This window comes from Spirillospora sp. NBC_01491, from assembly GCF_036227065.1.
Classification (GTDB): Bacteria; Actinomycetota; Actinomycetes; order Streptosporangiales; family Streptosporangiaceae; genus Spirillospora; species Spirillospora xylanilytica.
Window position 1 is genome coordinate 5917925 of record NZ_CP109432.1, and the last position, 17207, is coordinate 5935131.

Consider the following 17207-nt stretch of genomic DNA (forward strand, 5'->3'; position numbering starts at 1 on the left):
GGATCGGGACGTTCTGGACACACGTTCCGGGCGGGCCCGTCCGTCCGCGGAACGCGTGATCAAGACCACCCTCGGGTAACGTCTCAACCGGTGGGACCCACCTGTCTGGCATCCGGTCAGGTCAGGTAAAGTCACCCATACGAGCCGAAAGAACCCGTTCGCGGGTGGGCTCGTCTAACTTAATACCGCTCATCCAGAGGGGTGGAGGGACCGGCCCTGCGAAGCCCCGGCAACCACCCGGCATGTGTGCACTCGCGATCCTGCGGGGCCTGTCGGGAGATGGTGCCAACTCCGGCCTGCGACCAAGGTGGCGCAGGGAAGATGGGGAAAGGCCTCGCTTCATGGCACTCGATCCTGCCGGCACGCAACGCACGCCCGCCGCGAACCTCGGCCCCGCGACCGGGCTGGTCTGCCGCGAATGCGGCCACACCCGTGATCTCGGCCCGCACTACGCCTGTGAAGAGTGTTTCGGGCCCCTGGAGATCGCCTACGACTTCGGCGGGATCACCCGCGCCGACATCGAGGCCGGGCCGCGCAACATCTGGCGCTACCGGGGGCTGCTGCCCGTTCCGGAGAACATCGCCGACACGCCCAACACCGAGCCCGGCCTGACCCGGCTGGTCCGCGCCGACCACCTGGCCGAGTCGCTCGGCATGCAGCGGCTGTGGGTGAAGGACGACAGCGGCAACCCGACGCACTCGTTCAAGGACCGGGTGGTCGCGGTGGCGCTGGCCGCCGCGCGCGAGCTGGGCTTCAAGGTGCTGGCCTGCCCGTCCACCGGCAACCTGGCCAACGCGGTCGCGGCGGCGGCGGCGCGCGCGGGGATCCGCAGCGCGGTGTTCGTGCCGTCCAACCTGGAGTCCCAGAAGATCATCACGACGGCCGTGTACGGCGGCACGTTCGTCACGGTCGACGGCAACTACGACGACGTCAACCGGCTCGCCTCCGAGATCGCCGGCGAGCAGGAGGACTGGGCGTTCGTCAACGTCAACGTGCGGCCGTACTACGCCGAGGGCTCCAAGACGCTCGGGTACGAGATCGCCGAGCAGCTCGGCTGGCGGCTGCCCGACCAGATCGTGATCCCGGTCGCGTCCGGCTCCCAGCTCACCAAGATCGACAAGGCGTTCCAGGAGCTGATCAAGCTCGGCCTGGTCGAGGACCGTCCCTACAAGGTCTTCGGCGCGCAGGCGGCGGGCTGCGACCCGGTGGCCGCCGCGTTCAAGGCGGGGCACGACGTCGTGCGGCCGGTCAAGCCGGACACCATCGCCAAGTCCCTGGCCATCGGGAACCCGGCCGACGGCCCGTACGTCCTGGACGTCGCGCGCCGGACGGGCGGCGCGGTGGAGGACGTCACCGACGAGCAGGTGGTCGAGGGCATCCGGCTGCTGGCCGAGACCGAGGGCATCTTCGGCGAGACCGCGGGCGGCGTCACGGTGGCGTCCCTGCGCAAGCTGATCGAGAACGGGGCGCTCGACCCGGCCGCCGAGACGGTGATCATCAACTCCGGGGACGGGCTCAAGACCCTCGACGCGGTCGCCCCGGTGGTCGCGCCGACCGCCGACATCGCGCCGACCCTGGAGGCGTTCCGCGCCGCCGGTCTCGTCTGACCCGTCCCGCCGGACCGCGGTGACCGCCCCGCGAGGGCGCGATTCCCGGTCCCCCTTTCCCAGCGCCGAACGACCAGAGCATGTGAGGAGCCACCCATGAGCGTGTCTGTGCGGATCCCGACGATCCTGCGGACCTACACCGACGGCCAGGCGGAGGTGAAGGCCGAGGGCGCGACGCTGCGCGCGGTCGTCGCCGACCTGGAGGCCGGGTACTCCGGCATCTCCGCCCGCATCCTCGACGACAACGGCAAGATCCGCCGGTTCGTGAACGTGTACGTGGGCGACGAGGACGTGCGGTTCGCCGAGGGGCTGGACACCGCGACCCCCGAGGGCGCGCAGATCTCGATCATCCCCGCGGTCGCCGGCGGCTGACCGGGACCGATCCGGGCCCAGCCCCCTTCCCGCCGCACGAGTTGCCGGCGGGGAGGGGGCTTTGTCCTGGATGGAGCGAGTACGAGGTCGTCCATGGAGTGCGTTCCGAGGCGCCTCGGGGCCGAGGTCCTCCCTCGCGTCCAGGCTGCTCAGGGTGACCGCTACCGGCCGACCGGTCCTCCCTCCCAGGGACTGTCGCCCGCGTCGGGAGTTGAATATCGTCGACCCCGATCACGCCGGGTCGACCCCGCCGCGGCCCTCTCCCGAAGGGTCATGGAGACGCGCAAGTGGTCGGCGGGCCCCGCGGTAGAAGGGGTGGGGCCCGAAGGCACCACCGTGGTCCACGGGCCACGGGCGAGCGGCAGGTTCAGGTATGGCGCAGGGCACAGTCAAATGGTTCAACGCGGACAAGGGCTACGGCTTCATCGCGGTGGACGGTGGGCGGGACGTGTTCGTCCACCACTCCGCGATCCAGATGGACGGGTACCGCAGCCTCGACCAGGGGCAGCGGGTCGAGTTCGAGATCACCCAGAGCGACCGGGGCCCGCAGGCCGACGCGGTCCGGGCCGTCTGAGCCGAGACCGTGAACGGGTCCGGCTTCCCTAGGCCGGGCCCGGCTCCCACGAACCGCCCCCTCCGGCCCTTTCAGCGGTCCGCGAACGTTCCGTGAACAGTGGAGGACGGCGTCGCGCCACGTCGCGCGGCGGAGTGCGGGCGCGGCCCCTGAGCGGGCTTCGAGTGACAACGCCCCTGGTCAGAGCGAGTATCGCCAGGTGGACGACACCCTGTCGGGTGAGGATGTACGGCGCTTGCACTCGAGCATGTAGAGTGCTAAAAAACGGTTGGCACTCTACTGTGGAGAGTGACAATCCCACAGTCTGGGTCGAGGCGATGAGGCCTCAGTTCGGCGGCGGAATGGCAGCCGTCGGCAGGGGCCGTCCGTCGCGGGCGTCGGCTCGATCCTTCTAGCCACCTTGTTCCGGGAGGACTGGAGCCTATGGCTGCAAAGATGATCGCGTTCGACGAAGAGGCCCGTCGCGGTCTCGAGCGCGGCATGAACCAGCTCGCAGACGCCGTAAAGGTGACCCTCGGGCCCAAGGGCCGCAACGTCGTGTTGGAGAAGAAGTGGGGCGCCCCCACGATCACCAACGACGGTGTGTCGATCGCCAAGGAGATCGAGCTCGAGGACCCGTGGGAGAAGATCGGCGCCGAGCTGGTCAAGGAAGTAGCGAAGAAGACCGACGACGTCGCGGGTGACGGCACCACCACCGCGACCGTGCTGGCCCAGGCGCTCGTGCGCGAGGGTCTGCGCAACGTCGCGGCCGGCGCCAACCCGATGTCGCTCAAGCGCGGCATCGAGTCGGCCGTCGAGCGCGTCAGCGAGGAGCTGTCCAAGCTCGCCAAGGACGTGGAGACCAAGGAGCAGATCGCCTCCACGGCCTCCATCTCCGCGGGCGACCCGCAGATCGGCGAGATGATCGCCGAAGCGATGGACAAGGTCGGCAAGGAAGGCGTCATCACGGTCGAGGAGAGCCAGACCTTCGGTCTGGAGCTCGAGCTCACCGAGGGGATGCGCTTCGACAAGGGCTACATCTCGCACTACTTCGTCACCGACCCCGAGCGGATGGAAGCGGTCCTGGAGGACCCCTACATCCTGATCAACCAGGGCAAGGTGTCGGCGAACAAGGACCTGCTGCCGATCCTCGAGTCGGTCATGCAGTCCGGCAAGCCGCTGCTGATCATCGCCGAGGACGTCGAGGGCGAGGCCCTGGCCACCCTGGTCGTCAACAAGATCCGCGGCATCTTCAAGTCCGTCGCGGTGAAGGCGCCGGGCTTCGGCGACCGTCGCAAGGCGATGCTGGGCGACATCGCGACCCTGACCGGCGGCCAGGTCATCAGCGAGGACGTGGGTCTGAAGCTGGAGAACACGACCCTGGACATGCTGGGCCGGGCCCGCAAGGTCGTCATCGCCAAGGACGAGACCACGATCGTCGACGGCGCCGGTGACGCCAACGAGATCGCGGGCCGGGTCAACCAGATCCGTACCGAGATCGACAGCACCGACTCCGACTACGACCGCGAGAAGCTCCAGGAGCGCCTCGCGAAGCTGGCCGGCGGCGTGGCCGTCATCAAGGCCGGCGCCGCGACCGAGGTGGAGCTCAAGGAGCGCAAGCACCGCATCGAGGACGCCGTCCGCAACGCCAAGGCGGCTGTGGAAGAGGGCATCGTCCCCGGCGGCGGCGTGGCGCTGCTCCAGGCCGGTACCAAGGCGTTCGACAAGCTGGAGCTGTCGGGCGACGAGGCCACCGGTGCCACCATCGTCAAGCGGGCGCTGGAGGAGCCGCTCAAGCAGATCGCGGTCAACGCCGGTCTCGAGGGCGGCGTCGTGGTGGAGAAGGTCCGCAACCTGACTCCGGGTGAGGGCCTCAACGCCGCGACCGGCGAGTACGTCAACATGTTCGAGGCGGGCATCCTCGACCCGGCCAAGGTGACCCGCTCGGCGCTGCAGAACGCGTCGTCGATCGCGGCGCTGTTCCTCACCACCGAGGCCGTCATCGCCGAGAAGCCCGAGAAGAACCCCGCGCCGGCCGGCGGCATGCCGGACGGCGGCGGCATGGACTTCTGAGCAGGTCCATAACGTCGTACGACACAGAGGGGCGGTCCCGTACAGGGCCGCCCCTCTTGTCGTGCCCACGGCCTCGCTCGGCCGCGCACGGCCCCTGAAGGGCGCGGGGGCGTGAACCTTCCGCTTCCGGCGCGAGGGTGTCACCCGGCCGTCAGATGATTTCGGCCTCGCGGCATGGCAGGGAACCTTCCGCTCCCCGGCAGAGCTTGGCAGGATCGCCGGTTGAGCGTCGTACCGCCACGAAGGGGGCGGCGCGACCAATGGACATCAGAGGCGGCCGTGAGCGTGGCCGATCAGGCAGGAGGACACGTGAGCGAACCATTCAACTCCCCGGTGCTGAGAGTCGAGCAGCCGCGCAGGGGGCCGTTCGCCAAATCCCGGTACAAGGTCATGGACGGGGACGGCACGCTGCTCGCGGTCGCCGCCGAGACCGGTGACCACACCCGTGCCGAGAGGTTGCAGACGCTCTTCCCCGGGAAGTCCGACCTGCACGCCCGGGCGGTGCTGCTGACCACCCCCGAGGGCACCCCGCTGATGATCGTGGACAAGCAGACCGGACGCTCGCTCACCGAGGTCCGCACCCCGGAGGACGAGCTCGTCGGCACGTTCCGCACCGAGCGGATCGGCCGCCACTACCTGATCCTCGGCGCGAAGGGGAACGCTCTCGGCGAGGTGCGGGTGGACCTCGCCCGGAACAACTTCACGGTGAACGACACGGCCGGCGAGGCCGTCGCGCACGTGCGCAAGAAGTTCGCCGGCGTCGCCACCCACCTCCTGACGACCGCGGACAAGTACGCCGTGCAGATCGCCGACCCCGTACCCGAACCGCTGCGCACGATGGCGGTCATGACGGCGATCGTCATGGACCTGAGCCTCCACGAGTCCAAAGAGATCACCTGATCCGCCCGGCTCTGCGCGGCCCGCTCCTCGTCTCGCTCCGGCCCCCCCAGTGACACCACCGCAACGCGCAAGGGGCTTTAAGGCGGCACGGTCCCGAGGTACGTTCCGAGCGTGCAGGCCATGCCCGGACGTCCGAACGGCTGGTGGATCTCACCGGCCGTTCCCACGATCGCGAACGGTGCACTGGCCGCGCTCTGGGGGTTCTCCGCCTACGGGGGCTGGGGCGAGGCCGCGTTCTGCGGCGAGTCCGATGCGCGCGACGCCGGGTGCGCCGCCGACTTCGAGAACACCGTGGCGCTCTCCGCACCCGTCGCGTTCCTGGCCGCGGTGGCGGTGCTGACCGCGTGGTCGACGCCCCGGCTGCGGAGCCGCCCGCAACGCCTGGACGCGCTGCTCACGGTCGCTGCCTTCGGCTTGGTGCTGGCCGAGGGAATCCTGTTCCTCGGCGGATACCTGGCCAAGCCCTGACCCCGCCAGAACGGATACTTCGCGGTAAAAGCCGAGGTAGCGGGCCCGCAGTTCGCCCGAACAACCCGGAACCGGCGGCGCGCCGCGCCCGGGTGCACCGACCAGTTTGACGCCGACCCCGCTCGGGCATACTGTTCTCTTCGCCCCACAGGGAGCGGGACGCCGAAAGGCGGCCGGCCTGCGGGGAAACCACTGAGGATACAGCCGACGCGGCTCTGCCGTGCCTGCTGTGCTGTGGTGGGTCGGAAAGGGCCGATTTTGACAATCGCGCCGGATCTGATGAAATAGCACCACCGCCCGGAAGGCGCCGCGAAAGCGGAACCGGAAAGGCGGAATCAGGAAAGACCGGCCGAATTGACAAGCCGGAAGGACCTGATAAAGTTTAAGAGTCGCCCCGGGGCGGGAAACGCGAAAGCGAGTCCAGCGCGGTGGGTGTCCGTTTCTTGAGAACTCAACAGCGTGTTAAAAGCCAGTGCCTTAATCGGTTCGGTCATTAGTTGGCTGGACCACCCCGTGCCACTGTCCTTCGGGTTGGTGGCAGGGATTCCTTTGAGGCAATTGCATGGACTCTTTGGGGTTCATGGTTTTGCTGGGATTGTTTCCGAGGTTTGGCGGTTTCGGGGTTCGCCCCCCGGGGTCGTCGTTTGGACCTTAATGGAGAGTTTGATCCTGGCTCAGGACGAACGCTGGCGGCGTGCTTAACACATGCAAGTCGAGCGGAAAGGCCCCTTCGGGGGTACTCGAGCGGCGAACGGGTGAGTAACACGTGAGCAACCTGCCCCCGACTCTGGGATAAGCCTGGGAAACTGGGTCTAATACCGGATGTTACTACTGGCCGCATGGTCTGGTGGTGGAAAGTTTTTCGGTTGGGGATGGGCTCGCGGCCTATCAGCTTGTTGGTGGGGTAATGGCCTACCAAGGCGACGACGGGTAACCGGCCTGAGAGGGCGACCGGTCACACTGGGACTGAGACACGGCCCAGACTCCTACGGGAGGCAGCAGTGGGGAATATTGCGCAATGGGCGGAAGCCTGACGCAGCGACGCCGCGTGAGGGATGACGGCCTTCGGGTTGTAAACCTCTTTCAGCAGGGACGAAGCTAACGTGACGGTACCTGCAGAAGAAGCGCCGGCTAACTACGTGCCAGCAGCCGCGGTAATACGTAGGGCGCAAGCGTTGTCCGGAATTATTGGGCGTAAAGAGCTCGTAGGCGGTTTGTCGCGTCTGTCGTGAAAGCCCACAGCTTAACTGTGGGTCTGCGGTGGATACGGGCAGACTAGAGGCAGGTAGGGGAGAATGGAATTCCCGGTGTAGCGGTGAAATGCGCAGATATCGGGAGGAACACCGGTGGCGAAGGCGGTTCTCTGGGCCTGTACTGACGCTGAGGAGCGAAAGCGTGGGGAGCGAACAGGATTAGATACCCTGGTAGTCCACGCCGTAAACGTTGGGCGCTAGGTGTGGGGTCCTTCCACGGATTCCGCGCCGTAGCTAACGCATTAAGCGCCCCGCCTGGGGAGTACGGCCGCAAGGCTAAAACTCAAAGGAATTGACGGGGGCCCGCACAAGCGGCGGAGCATGTTGCTTAATTCGACGCAACGCGAAGAACCTTACCAAGGCTTGACATCGCCGGAAAACTCGCAGAGATGCGGGGTCCTTTTGGGCCGGTGACAGGTGGTGCATGGCTGTCGTCAGCTCGTGTCGTGAGATGTTGGGTTAAGTCCCGCAACGAGCGCAACCCTCGTTCCATGTTGCCAGCACGTTATGGTGGGGACTCATGGGAGACCGCCGGGGTCAACTCGGAGGAAGGTGGGGATGACGTCAAGTCATCATGCCCCTTATGTCTTGGGCTGCAAACATGCTACAATGGCCGGTACAGAGGGCTGCGATACCGTGAGGTGGAGCGAATCCCTTAAAGCCGGTCTCAGTTCGGATCGAAGTCTGCAACTCGACTTCGTGAAGTCGGAGTCGCTAGTAATCGCAGATCAGCAACGCTGCGGTGAATACGTTCCCGGGCCTTGTACACACCGCCCGTCACGTCACGAAAGTCGGCAACACCCGAAGCCCGTGGCCCAACCAGCAATGGGGGGAGCGGTCGAAGGTGGGGCCGGCGATTGGGACGAAGTCGTAACAAGGTAGCCGTACCGGAAGGTGCGGCTGGATCACCTCCTTTCTAAGGAGCATTCAACTGGCCGGATCCTGACATCCTCTTCGGGGGTGGGGTTTGGTCGGTGGTCGCTTTTGACGGCGTATGTTCGTCAGGCGGCTGCTCATAGATGTGGAGCACTGGCTACTCAGTTCATTGTTCGTGTGGATCGGTTAGTACCACCTTCTTCGGGAGGAGTGGGAACGGCGGTTTCGGGCGGGTGGTGGGTTGGACACGCTGTTGGGTCCTGAGGGAACGGACCCTTCAGCCCCTGAATGTCGGCCCTGTTGTGGGGTTGGTGTGAGGGGGCTGGGTTGTTTCTTCTGGATTGCGGGATCACATCGAACCCTGTTCGGGTGTTTTGGTGTGGTGGGCCCGGTTGTTTTTTGAGAACTGCACAGTGGACGCGAGCATCTCTGGTGAACGACGACTTTTGTTGTTGTTTATCTGCGATTTGTTGTGATCGTTTTGTGTGTTCAAGTTTTTAAGGGCATACGGTGGATGCCTTGGCATCAGGAGCCGATGAAGGACGTGGGAGCCTGCGATATGCCTCGGGGAGTCGGCAACCAGACTTTGATCCGGGGATTTCCGAATGGGGAAACCTGGCACCCGTCATGGGGTGTCGCCGCCGTCTGAATGTATAGGGCGGTTGGTGGGAACGCGGGGAAGTGAAACATCTCAGTACCCGCAGGAAGAGAAAACAATAGTGATTCCGTGAGTAGTGGTGAGCGAAAGCGGATTAGCCTAAACCGTGCGCGTGTGATACCTGGTAGGGGTTGCGTGTGCGGGGTTGTGGGACCATCTGGCCGGATCTACCAGTCTGGCAAGGAGTTATAAACTGCTCGGGTAGTTGAACGGCATGGGAAGGCCGACCGTAGACGGTGAGAGTCCGGTAGACGAAACCTGTAGTGGCTTCTAGGTGTGTTCCCGAGTAGCACGGGGCCCGTGAAATCCCGTGTGAATCTGCCACGACCACGTGGTAAGGCTGAATACTTCCTGATGACCGATAGCGGACCAGTACCGTGAGGGAAAGGTGAAAAGTGCCCCGGTGAGGGGTCGTGAAATAGTACCTGAAACCGTGTGCCTACAAGCCGTCAGAGCGTCCTCAACGCCTTTCGGGGTGTTGTTCGTGATGGCGTGCCTTTTGAAGAATGAGCCTGCGAGTTATGGTGTGTGGCGAGGTTAACCGGTGGCGGGTAGCCGTAGCGAAAGCGAGTCTGAATAGGGCGTTTGAGTCGCATGCTGTAGACCCGAAGCGGAGTGATCTAGCCATGGGCAGGGTGAAGCGCCGGTAAGACGGTGTGGAGGCCCGAACCCACCAGGGTTGAAAACCTGGGGGATGACCTGTGGTTAGGGGTGAAAGGCCAATCAAACTCCGTGATAGCTGGTTCTCCCCGAAATGCATTTAGGTGCAGCGTCGTGTGTTTCTTGCCGGAGGTAGAGCTACTGGATGGCTAATGGGCCCTACAAGGTTACTGACGTCAGCCAAACTCCGAATGCCGGTAAGTGAGAGCGCGGCAGTGAGACTGCGGGCGATAAGGTTCGTAGTCGAGAGGGAAACAGCCCAGATCATCGGCTAAGGCCCCTAAGCGTGTGCTAAGTGGTAAAGGATGTGGAGTTGCTGTGACAACCAGGAGGTTGGCTTAGAAGCAGCCACCCTTGAAAGAGTGCGTAATAGCTCACTGGTCAAGTGATTCCGCGCCGACAATGTAGCGGGGCTCAAGCACACCGCCGAAGCCGTGGCACTCACACTTTGTGTGGGTGGGTAGGGGAGCGTCCTGCAGCCGGCGAAGCCGCCGAGTGATCGAGTGGTGGAGGCTGTGGGAGTGAGAATGCAGGCATGAGTAGCGAATCACACGTGAGAAACGTGTGCGCCGGATGACCAAGGGTTCCTGGGGCAGGCTAATCCGCCCAGGGTAAGTCGGGACCTAAGGCGAGGCCGACAGGCGTAGTCGATGGACAACGGGTTGATATTCCCGTACCCGCTGGTATGCGCCAACGCTGAATCCTCTGATGCTAAGACCCTGAATCCTTTCCGGTCCCTTCGGGGGCTGGTTTGGCCTAGCGGTCGGTCCGAGGGGGTAGTAGGTGAGCGATGGGGTGACGCAGGAGGGTAGCTCAGCCCAGGCGATGGTTGTCCTGGGGTAAGCATGTAGCCCGCGCTATAGGTAAATCCGTGGCGCATTTAAGGGTGAGATGTGATGCCGAGCCGTTTTAGGTGAAGTGAGTGATCCCATGCTGCCGAGAAAAGCCTCTAGTGAGTGTACCGGCGGCCCGTACCCCAAACCGACTCAGGTGGTCAGGTAGAGAATACCAAGGCGATCGGGTGAACTGTGGTTAAGGAACTCGGCAAATTGCCCCCGTAACTTTGGGAGAAGGGGGACCACGTCCGGTGATGGCACTTGCTGCCGGAGCTGGGGGTGGTCGCAGAGGCCAGGGGGAAGCGACTGTTTACTAAAAACACAGGTCCGTGCTAAGTCGTAAGACGCTGTATACGGACTGACGCCTGCCCGGTGCCGGAACGTTAAGAGGACCGGTTAGATCCCTTTCGGGGGGTCGAGGCTGAGAATCTAAGCGCCGGTAAACGGCGGTGGTAACTATAACCATCCTAAGGTAGCGAAATTCCTTGTCGGGTAAGTTCCGACCTGCACGAATGGCGTAACGACTTCCCCGCTGTCTCAACCACAGGCCCGGCGAAATTGCAGTACGAGTAAAGATGCTCGTTTCGCGCAGCAGGACGGAAAGACCCCGGGACCTTCACTATAGCTTGGCATTGGCGCCTGAAGCGTCTTGTGTAGGATAGGTGGGAGACTGTGAAGCCGGCACGCCAGTGTCGGTGGAGTCGTTGGTGAAATACCACTCTGGTCGTTTTGAGCGTCTAACCCGCACCCGTGAATCCGGGTGGGGGACAGTGCCTGGTGGGTAGTTTAACTGGGGCGGTTGCCTCCTAAAGAGTAACGGAGGCGCCCAAAGGTTCCCTCAGCCTGGTTGGTAATCAGGTGGTGAGTGCAAGGGCACAAGGGAGCTTGACTGTGAGACGGACGTGTCGAGCAGGTGCGAAAGCAGGGCCTAGTGATCCGGCACCGGCGTGTGGAAGCGGTGTCGCTCAACGGCTAAAAGGTACCCCGGGGATAACAGGCTGATCTTCCCCAAGAGTCCATATCGACGGGATGGTTTGGCACCTCGATGTCGGCTCGTCGCATCCTGGGGCTGGAGTAGGTCCCAAGGGTTGGGCTGTTCGCCCATTAAAGCGGCACGCGAGCTGGGTTTAGAACGTCGCGAGACAGTTCGGTCCCTATCCGCTGCGCGCGTAGGAGAATTGAGAGGGTCTGTCCCTAGTACGAGAGGACCGGGACGGACGAACCTCTGGTGTGCCAGTTGTCCCGCCAGGGGCACGGCTGGTTGGCTACGTTCGGTAGGGATAACCGCTGAAAGCATCTAAGCGGGAAGCCTTCCTCGAGATGAGTTCTCCCCCCCATCACTTGTGGTGGGTTAAGGCCCCCAACAGACCATTGGGTTGATAGGCCGGACATGGAAGCACGGTAACGTGTGGAGTTGACCGGTACTAATAGGCCGAGCGGCTTGAACAACACTTCTAGAATGTTTTGCTGCTGTCGTTTGGTGTTCGCGTCCCTGTGTAGTTCCCGGAAAACAAACGGGAACACGCCCCGTATGTGGGGTTTTGATTTGTGAATATTGCTCTGAGCTTTGGTTGCTTGGACGATTACTTCCCACCACCCGATTGGGTTGGGTGGTTGGGGTTTGGTCGTTCGGTGGTTATGGCGGAGGGGAAACACCCGGTCCCATCCCGAACCCGGAAGTTAAGCCCTTCAGCGCCGATGGTACTGCACGGGAGACTGTGTGGGAGAGTAGGACACCGCCGGACTCTTTTTGTGAAAGGCCCCGCCATTCGGCGGGGCCTTTCTCATTTCTCCGACCCTTTTCAGGCCCTCCAGTCGGGCCAGAGAAAGGGGAGGGACGGTCGGGTCAGATGTCGTCGCCCGCGAAGACGGCGTCGGCGTCGACGATGCGGTAGGCGTAGCCCTGCTCGGCGAGGAACCGCTGCCGGTGGGCGGCGTAGTCCTGGTCGAGCGTGTCGCGGGCGACGACCGCGTAGAAGCGGGCGCCCTGGCCGGACGCCTTGGGGCGCAGCAGTCGGCCGAGCCGCTGCGCCTCCTCCTGCCGGGAGCCGTACGCGCCCGACACCTGGACCGCGACGCTGGCCTCGGGCAGGTCGATGGAGAAGTTGGCGACCTTCGAGACCACCAGCACGTTCAGCTCGCCGGACCGGAAGGCGTCGAACAGCCGCTCGCGTTCGCGCACCCGCGTCTCACCCTTGATGACCGGGGCGTCCAGCAGCTCCCCCAGCTCGTCGAGCTGGTCGATGTACTGGCCGATGACCAGGGTCTGCTCGCCGCGGTGCCGGTCGACCAGCGCCTGGACCAGCTTGGTCTTGGTGTCGGTGGTGGCGCAGAACCGGTACCGCTCCTCGGGCTCGGACGTCGCGTACGCGAGCCGCTCGGAGTCGGTGAGGGTGACCCGCACCTCGACGCAGTCGGCGGGCGCGATCCAGCCCTGCGTCTCCATGTCCTTCCACGGGGCGTCGTACCGCTTGGGCCCGATGAGCGAGAACACGTCGCCCTCGCGGCCGTCCTCGCGGACCAGGGTCGCGGTGAGGCCGAGCCGGCGGCGGGCCTGGAGGTCGGCGGTCATCCGGAAGATCGGCGCCGGCAGCAGGTGCACCTCGTCGTACACCACCAGGCCCCAGTCGCGGGCGTCGAACAGCTCCAGGTGCGCGTAGGCGCCCTTCCGCCGCGTCGTCATGATCTGGTAGGTCGCGATGGTGACCGGCCGGATCTCCTTCTTGGTGCCGGTGTACTCGCCGATCTCGTCCTCGGTGAGCGAGGTGCGGCGGATCAGCTCCTGCTTCCACTGGTGCGCGGAGACGGTGTTGGTGACCAGGATCAGCGTGGTGGCGCCCGCGCGGGCCATCGCCGCGGCCCCCACGATGGTCTTCCCCGCGCCGCAGGGCAGGACGACGACGCCCGAGCCGCCGTGCCAGAACGACTCGGTGGCGTCCCGCTGGTAGGTGCGCAGCTCCCAGCCGTCCTCGGCGAGATCGATCTGGTGGGCCTCGCCGTCCACGTAGCCGGCCAGGTCCTCGGCGGGCCAGCCGAGCTTCAACAGCGACTGCTTGAGGGCGCCGCGCTCGCTCGGGTGGACGACGACGCCGTCCGCGCCGACCCGGTCGCCGAGCATGCCCTTGATCTTCTTGGCGCGCAGCACCTCCTCCAGGACCGAGCGGTCGGAGGAGGACAGCACCAGGCCGTGCGTGGGGTGCTTCTCCAGCCGCAGCCGCCCGTAGCGGGCCATGGTGTCGGCGATGTCGACCAGGAGCGCGTGCGGGACCGGGTAGCGGGAGAACTTCAGCAGCGTGTCGACGACCTGCTCGGCGTCGTGCCCCGCGGCGCGGGCGTTCCACAGCGCCAGGGGCGTCACCCGGTAGGTGTGGATGTGCTCGGGAGCCCGTTCCAGCTCGGCGAACGGGGCGATCTCCTTGCGGCACGCGTCGGCCACCTCGTGGTCGACCTCCAGCAGCAGGGTCTTGTCGGACTGGACGATGAGCGGACCGTCGGACACGAAATGCAGCCCCCGTCAGAAGTGGATGGTGATCGATGGTCCGTTCGGAGAACGGGCACCCGGGGGGTGCAGGTTATCCGAGGCCGGCAGCGCGCCGGACGGTCTGAAACGGACCCATGTAGCCAACGTCCCGTACGGCCGGTGTCTTCCCGCCGCCCAGTGCGGCCCAGTGCGGTCCTGGAGGGGAACGGCAGTCCCGGCCAGAGCGCGGACGGGCCGGCCGGGGAGCGAGAACGAGGGGCCCTGAGAGGGGCCCGGAGGGGGCGGTGCGGGTACTTTGCCGTCCGGTGGTGTGCGATGCCGGTGTGTGAGACGCAGGTGGTGTCAGATACCGGTGGTGCCGCCTGGCTGGTACTCGTCCTCGCTGAAGACGCCGGTGGCGATCATCAGGATGAGGAGCACCACGCCGAGCGCCATGGAGACCCCGAAGATCACCCAGCTCCATATGGTCAGCGTCCGGGACGCGGCCGGGTCGGTGGCGGCCTTGCCGACCGCGAGCGCCCCCGTCACGATCCCGGGGATGGTGAGGAGGTTGCAGCAGATCAGGGTGGCCACGGCATTGCAGACCAGCGCGACGATGGCCGAGGCGTTGCTCCCGCCCTGGGAATGCGGGACGCCGGGCGGGCCGTATCCGGGAGGCCCCCCGTACCCGGGGGCGCCGTACCCCGGGGCGCCGGCTCCGTACCCGGGGCTGCCGTAGCCGGGAGACCCCTGGCCCCCGGGGTTGTAGGGGTCGTCCCAACCGGGGGGCGGCTGCCCTCCGTATCCGCTCATCGCGGCCTCCCTCACAGAATGGTTCGATGGGATCCGCCTCAGGCCGGGATACGCCGCCCGTCCGGAGCCACCCTGTCGGACTGCGCAGATTACCCGCCGGTGATCCGATTTGCCTGCTTCAGTACTGGGGCTTCGTTGAGGCAGGATCGGTGCGGGCCCGCTTCATGGCATCCTCTGGTCGGATCACCGAAACGGGCTGCGGGTTCGGGTGCGCGGCCGATGGCCTGGAGTGGACGCGGGGTCCGGTCAGTCCTCGTCGCCGAGCTCGGCGACCCCGGTGATGCGGTGCAGGGCGAACCGGTGGACGGCCGCGCGGGTCGCGTCGTAGCCGGTCAGGAAGCCGCCCTCGACCCGGACCGGTTCCACGATGCGGCTGGACGACTGGCCCTGCTGGTCGAGATAGCCGATCCACACCCGGCCGCCGCGTTCGACCGCGCCGCGCAACTGCTCGACGGTGGCCGCCGCGGGGGAGCGGGGCGGCTCGCCCGCGGGGGCGTCCGCGCGCAGCCGGGCCTGCTCGGCGCCGTGCCGGGCGGCCTCGTCGCCGGCCCGCAGCGCCCGGACGGCCGCCGCGATCATCGAGGCGTCGGTCGACTCGTCCGGGCGCAGCCGGACGATCTCGGCGGTGGGGGGCGGCTCGGCGCGCTGCGCGTCCGGCCGGGTGATGATCACGCCGCCGCCCGGGGACTCGGCCACCGGCGCCAGGCCGAGCGACCGCAGCCCGTCCAGGAGCTGGGCGCGTTGCAGCCCGGACGCCAGCACGGTGGGCGCCAGCCGGTAGAGGCGCAGGGGGTCGGCGTGCCGGTCGGCGAGGATCTCGTCGAGCGTGGCGGGGGAGTCGGTGCGGACGTAGGAGGCCATCGCCCCGACCCGCAGATGCCCGTGCCGCCGCGCGACGTCGTCGATCAGGTAGGTGAGCGGCTGCGGGAGCGGGGTGGTGGAGTGCCGGGCCAGCAGCCCGGTCACGTCCCCGGCGGTGCGGCCCGCATCCAGCGCGCGGCGGACCGACTCGGGGGTGAACCGGTAGACGGTGGCGCCGCCGGTGGACTCGACGTCGGCGGCCAGCGCCAGCTCGCGGGCCAGCTCGGTGACCAGGGGACCGGGGGCGATCGCGGTGAGGTCGGCCTGGATCAGGATCTGGTCGACCGGCTCGGGGAGGAACTTCTCCAGGCCCGGTTCGGCGTCGCCGCCGTCCAGCAGGTCGCGGGCGTACGGGGCGGGCTCGCCGAAGCCGGTCAGCCCGAGCATCGCCGCCTCGCGCAGCGTCCAGGCGATCAGCCGGTCGCGCAGCGGGCCGCCGCGCCTGGGGTACAGCCAGGTCAGCCGGGCCCGGAGCCGCTCGGTGTCGACGGCGACGCCCGGTTCGGCCTGGACCAGCACCCGCAGCGTCGCCCGCCGGGTCGCGGGCGCGCTGACCCGCACCATCGCCTCGCTGAGCGCGTTGATCAGGCGGTCGCGGTCGTCGCGTTCGCCGGCGAGGCCGGCGGCCCGGTCGGACTTGAGCCAGCCGCGCGCGAGCTCGACCCAGCGGCCGGCGGTCTCGCGCATGAGCCACAGGTCGTAGGCGGGGGTCGGCAGCCATTCGCCGTCGAGGTCGCCGCTGCGGGTCAGCAGGCCCGCCGCGTAGGCGATCTCGACGAGCACGGCCGCCTGCCACTCCTCGACGTCCAGGAGCTGAGCCGCCGAGCGCAGGTCGCGGACCGCGAGGCCACCGCTGCGCAGGACGGGCGGCGGGTCGAGGCCCCACCGCTCCAGCAGCTCCTCGACCAGCCGCACGGCGTTGAACGCCTCGCCCGCCGCGGCGCGGACGACCAGGTCTTCGCGGTGCGGCGGGGTGCTCCCCCCTCGGGATCCGGCCTGCTGCTCCTGCGCGCGCGTGGGTGCGGGGGCGGCGAGCGGGGGAGGCTGCGCGCTGACGTCTCGGAAGAGCCGTCCGCCGCGCAGGTGGAGAGCGACCTCGCGGGGCAGGCTGACGGTGCGGTCGTCCTCGGCGGCGAGGAGGCCGCGGGCCAGCAGCCGCTCGATCGGGGTGGTCGCGGTGTCGATCCGGACGGGACGGCGCGCGTCGGCGACCCGTCCGACCGGCGGGCCCCACGCGAGCTGCTCGAGGGCCGCCCGCGCCTCGGGGCCCGCGTCGCGGATCAGTGCTTCGGGGGCGGCGAGCAGCTCGGCCAGGCGGCGCAGCAGCCGCGGCGAGTCGGGGAAGCCGCGCGGCTCGGCGCCGTCGAGATCGATGATGAGCTGGGTGAGCCGCTCGGAGTTGTAGCCGGCGAAGACCTCCTGGACGGGCGGGCCCAGCCCTGCGGGGTGCGGCAGCCCCTGCCGTACACCGGGAGCGGTCGTCGGGGACGCCTTTCCCCAGACGAGGCCGTACTGGCGGAGCTTCTCGACGGCCGCGCCGGACTGTGACGCGGTGGCGCCCAGTGCGGAGGACAGCGTGCGGGGCTTCACCGGGGCGGGGAGGACGAGCAGCGCCTCCAGCGTGGCCAGGGTGAAGCGGTCGAGCCGGTCGAGGGCCCGGGAGATCGCGGTGGGCGTCGCGGCGCGGGCGGCGAGCGCGGTCAGGTCGGCGGGGACGGGCGCGATCAGCTCGGGCCGCGCGGACAGCAGCGCACGAAGCTCGTCGTCGCCGCGTGCGCGCAGCCAGTCCGCGTACGTTTCCATGCCGCTCCCCAACA

General features: G+C 66.9%; 9 protein-coding genes, 3 rRNA genes and 1 riboswitch. Of the genes, 9 read left to right on the forward strand and 3 right to left on the reverse strand.

Annotated features, from left to right (window positions below):
• The first annotated feature begins 186 nt into the window (after window positions 1-186).
• A riboswitch (SAM riboswitch) is annotated at window positions 187-328 on the forward strand.
• A gap of 13 nt (window positions 329-341) precedes the next feature.
• The 9 genes from thrC to rrf all read left to right on the forward strand — a co-directional run bounded on the left by thrC (window position 342) and on the right by rrf (window position 12001).
• Window positions 342-1607 carry a threonine synthase gene (thrC, locus tag OHA34_RS27620; protein ID WP_285938643.1) on the forward strand — a complete coding sequence of 422 codons (1266 nt, stop codon included), beginning with the start codon at window positions 342-344 and terminating at the stop codon, window positions 1605-1607.
• Window positions 1608-1703: 96 nt separating this feature from the next.
• Complete coding sequence (locus OHA34_RS27625) at window positions 1704-1979, forward strand: MoaD/ThiS family protein (RefSeq protein ID WP_285938642.1); 276 nt, start codon at window positions 1704-1706, stop codon at window positions 1977-1979.
• Between the two features lie 373 nt (window positions 1980-2352).
• Window positions 2353-2553: a cold-shock protein gene (locus OHA34_RS27630; RefSeq protein ID WP_285938641.1), complete on the forward strand. Its 201-nt coding sequence runs from the start codon at window positions 2353-2355 to the stop codon at window positions 2551-2553.
• A gap of 423 nt (window positions 2554-2976) precedes the next feature.
• The gene (gene groL / locus OHA34_RS27635) at window positions 2977-4605 is read left to right on the forward strand and encodes a chaperonin GroEL (protein WP_285938640.1); all 1629 of its coding nucleotides are present in this window, start codon (window positions 2977-2979) and stop codon (window positions 4603-4605) included.
• 309 nt (window positions 4606-4914) lie between these two features.
• Window positions 4915-5505, forward strand: a complete 591-nt coding sequence (locus OHA34_RS27640) for a phospholipid scramblase-related protein (protein WP_285938639.1) — start codon at window positions 4915-4917, stop codon at window positions 5503-5505.
• A 120-nt stretch (window positions 5506-5625) separates the two neighbouring features.
• Window positions 5626-5973 (forward strand): hypothetical protein, encoded by a 348-nt coding sequence (locus OHA34_RS27645; protein WP_285938638.1) that lies wholly within the window; start codon window positions 5626-5628, stop codon window positions 5971-5973.
• 651 nt (window positions 5974-6624) lie between these two features.
• Window positions 6625-8142: ribosomal RNA gene (locus tag OHA34_RS27650) — 16S ribosomal RNA — on the forward strand.
• A 447-nt stretch (window positions 8143-8589) separates the two neighbouring features.
• A 23S ribosomal RNA gene (locus OHA34_RS27655) occupies window positions 8590-11705 on the forward strand.
• 179 nt (window positions 11706-11884) lie between these two features.
• Window positions 11885-12001 (forward strand): 5S ribosomal RNA (gene rrf / locus OHA34_RS27660).
• Together the 16S, 23S and 5S rRNA genes form the textbook arrangement of a ribosomal RNA operon.
• 101 nt (window positions 12002-12102) lie before the next feature.
• Here rrf and OHA34_RS27665 read toward each other — a convergent pair.
• The 3 genes from OHA34_RS27665 to OHA34_RS27675 all read right to left on the reverse strand — a co-directional run bounded on the left by OHA34_RS27665 (window position 12103) and on the right by OHA34_RS27675 (window position 17193).
• Window positions 12103-13755, reverse strand: coding sequence for a DNA repair helicase XPB (locus OHA34_RS27665; RefSeq protein WP_285938530.1), 1653 nt, complete (start codon window positions 13753-13755; stop codon window positions 12103-12105).
• A gap of 324 nt (window positions 13756-14079) precedes the next feature.
• Complete coding sequence (locus OHA34_RS27670; RefSeq protein WP_329519354.1) at window positions 14080-14529, reverse strand: hypothetical protein; 450 nt, start codon at window positions 14527-14529, stop codon at window positions 14080-14082.
• 246 nt (window positions 14530-14775) lie between these two features.
• A complete protein-coding gene (locus OHA34_RS27675) occupies window positions 14776-17193 on the reverse strand; it encodes a helicase-associated domain-containing protein (protein WP_329519355.1) in 2418 nt (805 codons plus the stop codon).
• Window positions 17194-17207: the final 14 nt, after the last annotated feature.

What these genes read in the sequence shown, in the direction of transcription:
- OHA34_RS27670 (WP_329519354.1), bottom strand. Translation starts at nt 14,529, where the DNA reads ATGAGCGGATACGGAGGGCAGCCGCCCCCCGGTTGGGACGACCCCTAC.
- OHA34_RS27645 (WP_285938638.1), top strand. Translation starts at nt 5,626, where the DNA reads ATGCCCGGACGTCCGAACGGCTGGTGGATCTCACCGGCCGTTCCCACG.
- OHA34_RS27675 (WP_329519355.1), bottom strand. Translation starts at nt 17,193, where the DNA reads ATGGAAACGTACGCGGACTGGCTGCGCGCACGCGGCGACGACGAGCTT.
- OHA34_RS27630 (WP_285938641.1), top strand. Translation starts at nt 2,353, where the DNA reads ATGGCGCAGGGCACAGTCAAATGGTTCAACGCGGACAAGGGCTACGGC.
- OHA34_RS27625 (WP_285938642.1), top strand. Translation starts at nt 1,704, where the DNA reads ATGAGCGTGTCTGTGCGGATCCCGACGATCCTGCGGACCTACACCGAC.
- thrC (WP_285938643.1), top strand. Translation starts at nt 342, where the DNA reads ATGGCACTCGATCCTGCCGGCACGCAACGCACGCCCGCCGCGAACCTC.
- groL (WP_285938640.1), top strand. Translation starts at nt 2,977, where the DNA reads ATGGCTGCAAAGATGATCGCGTTCGACGAAGAGGCCCGTCGCGGTCTC.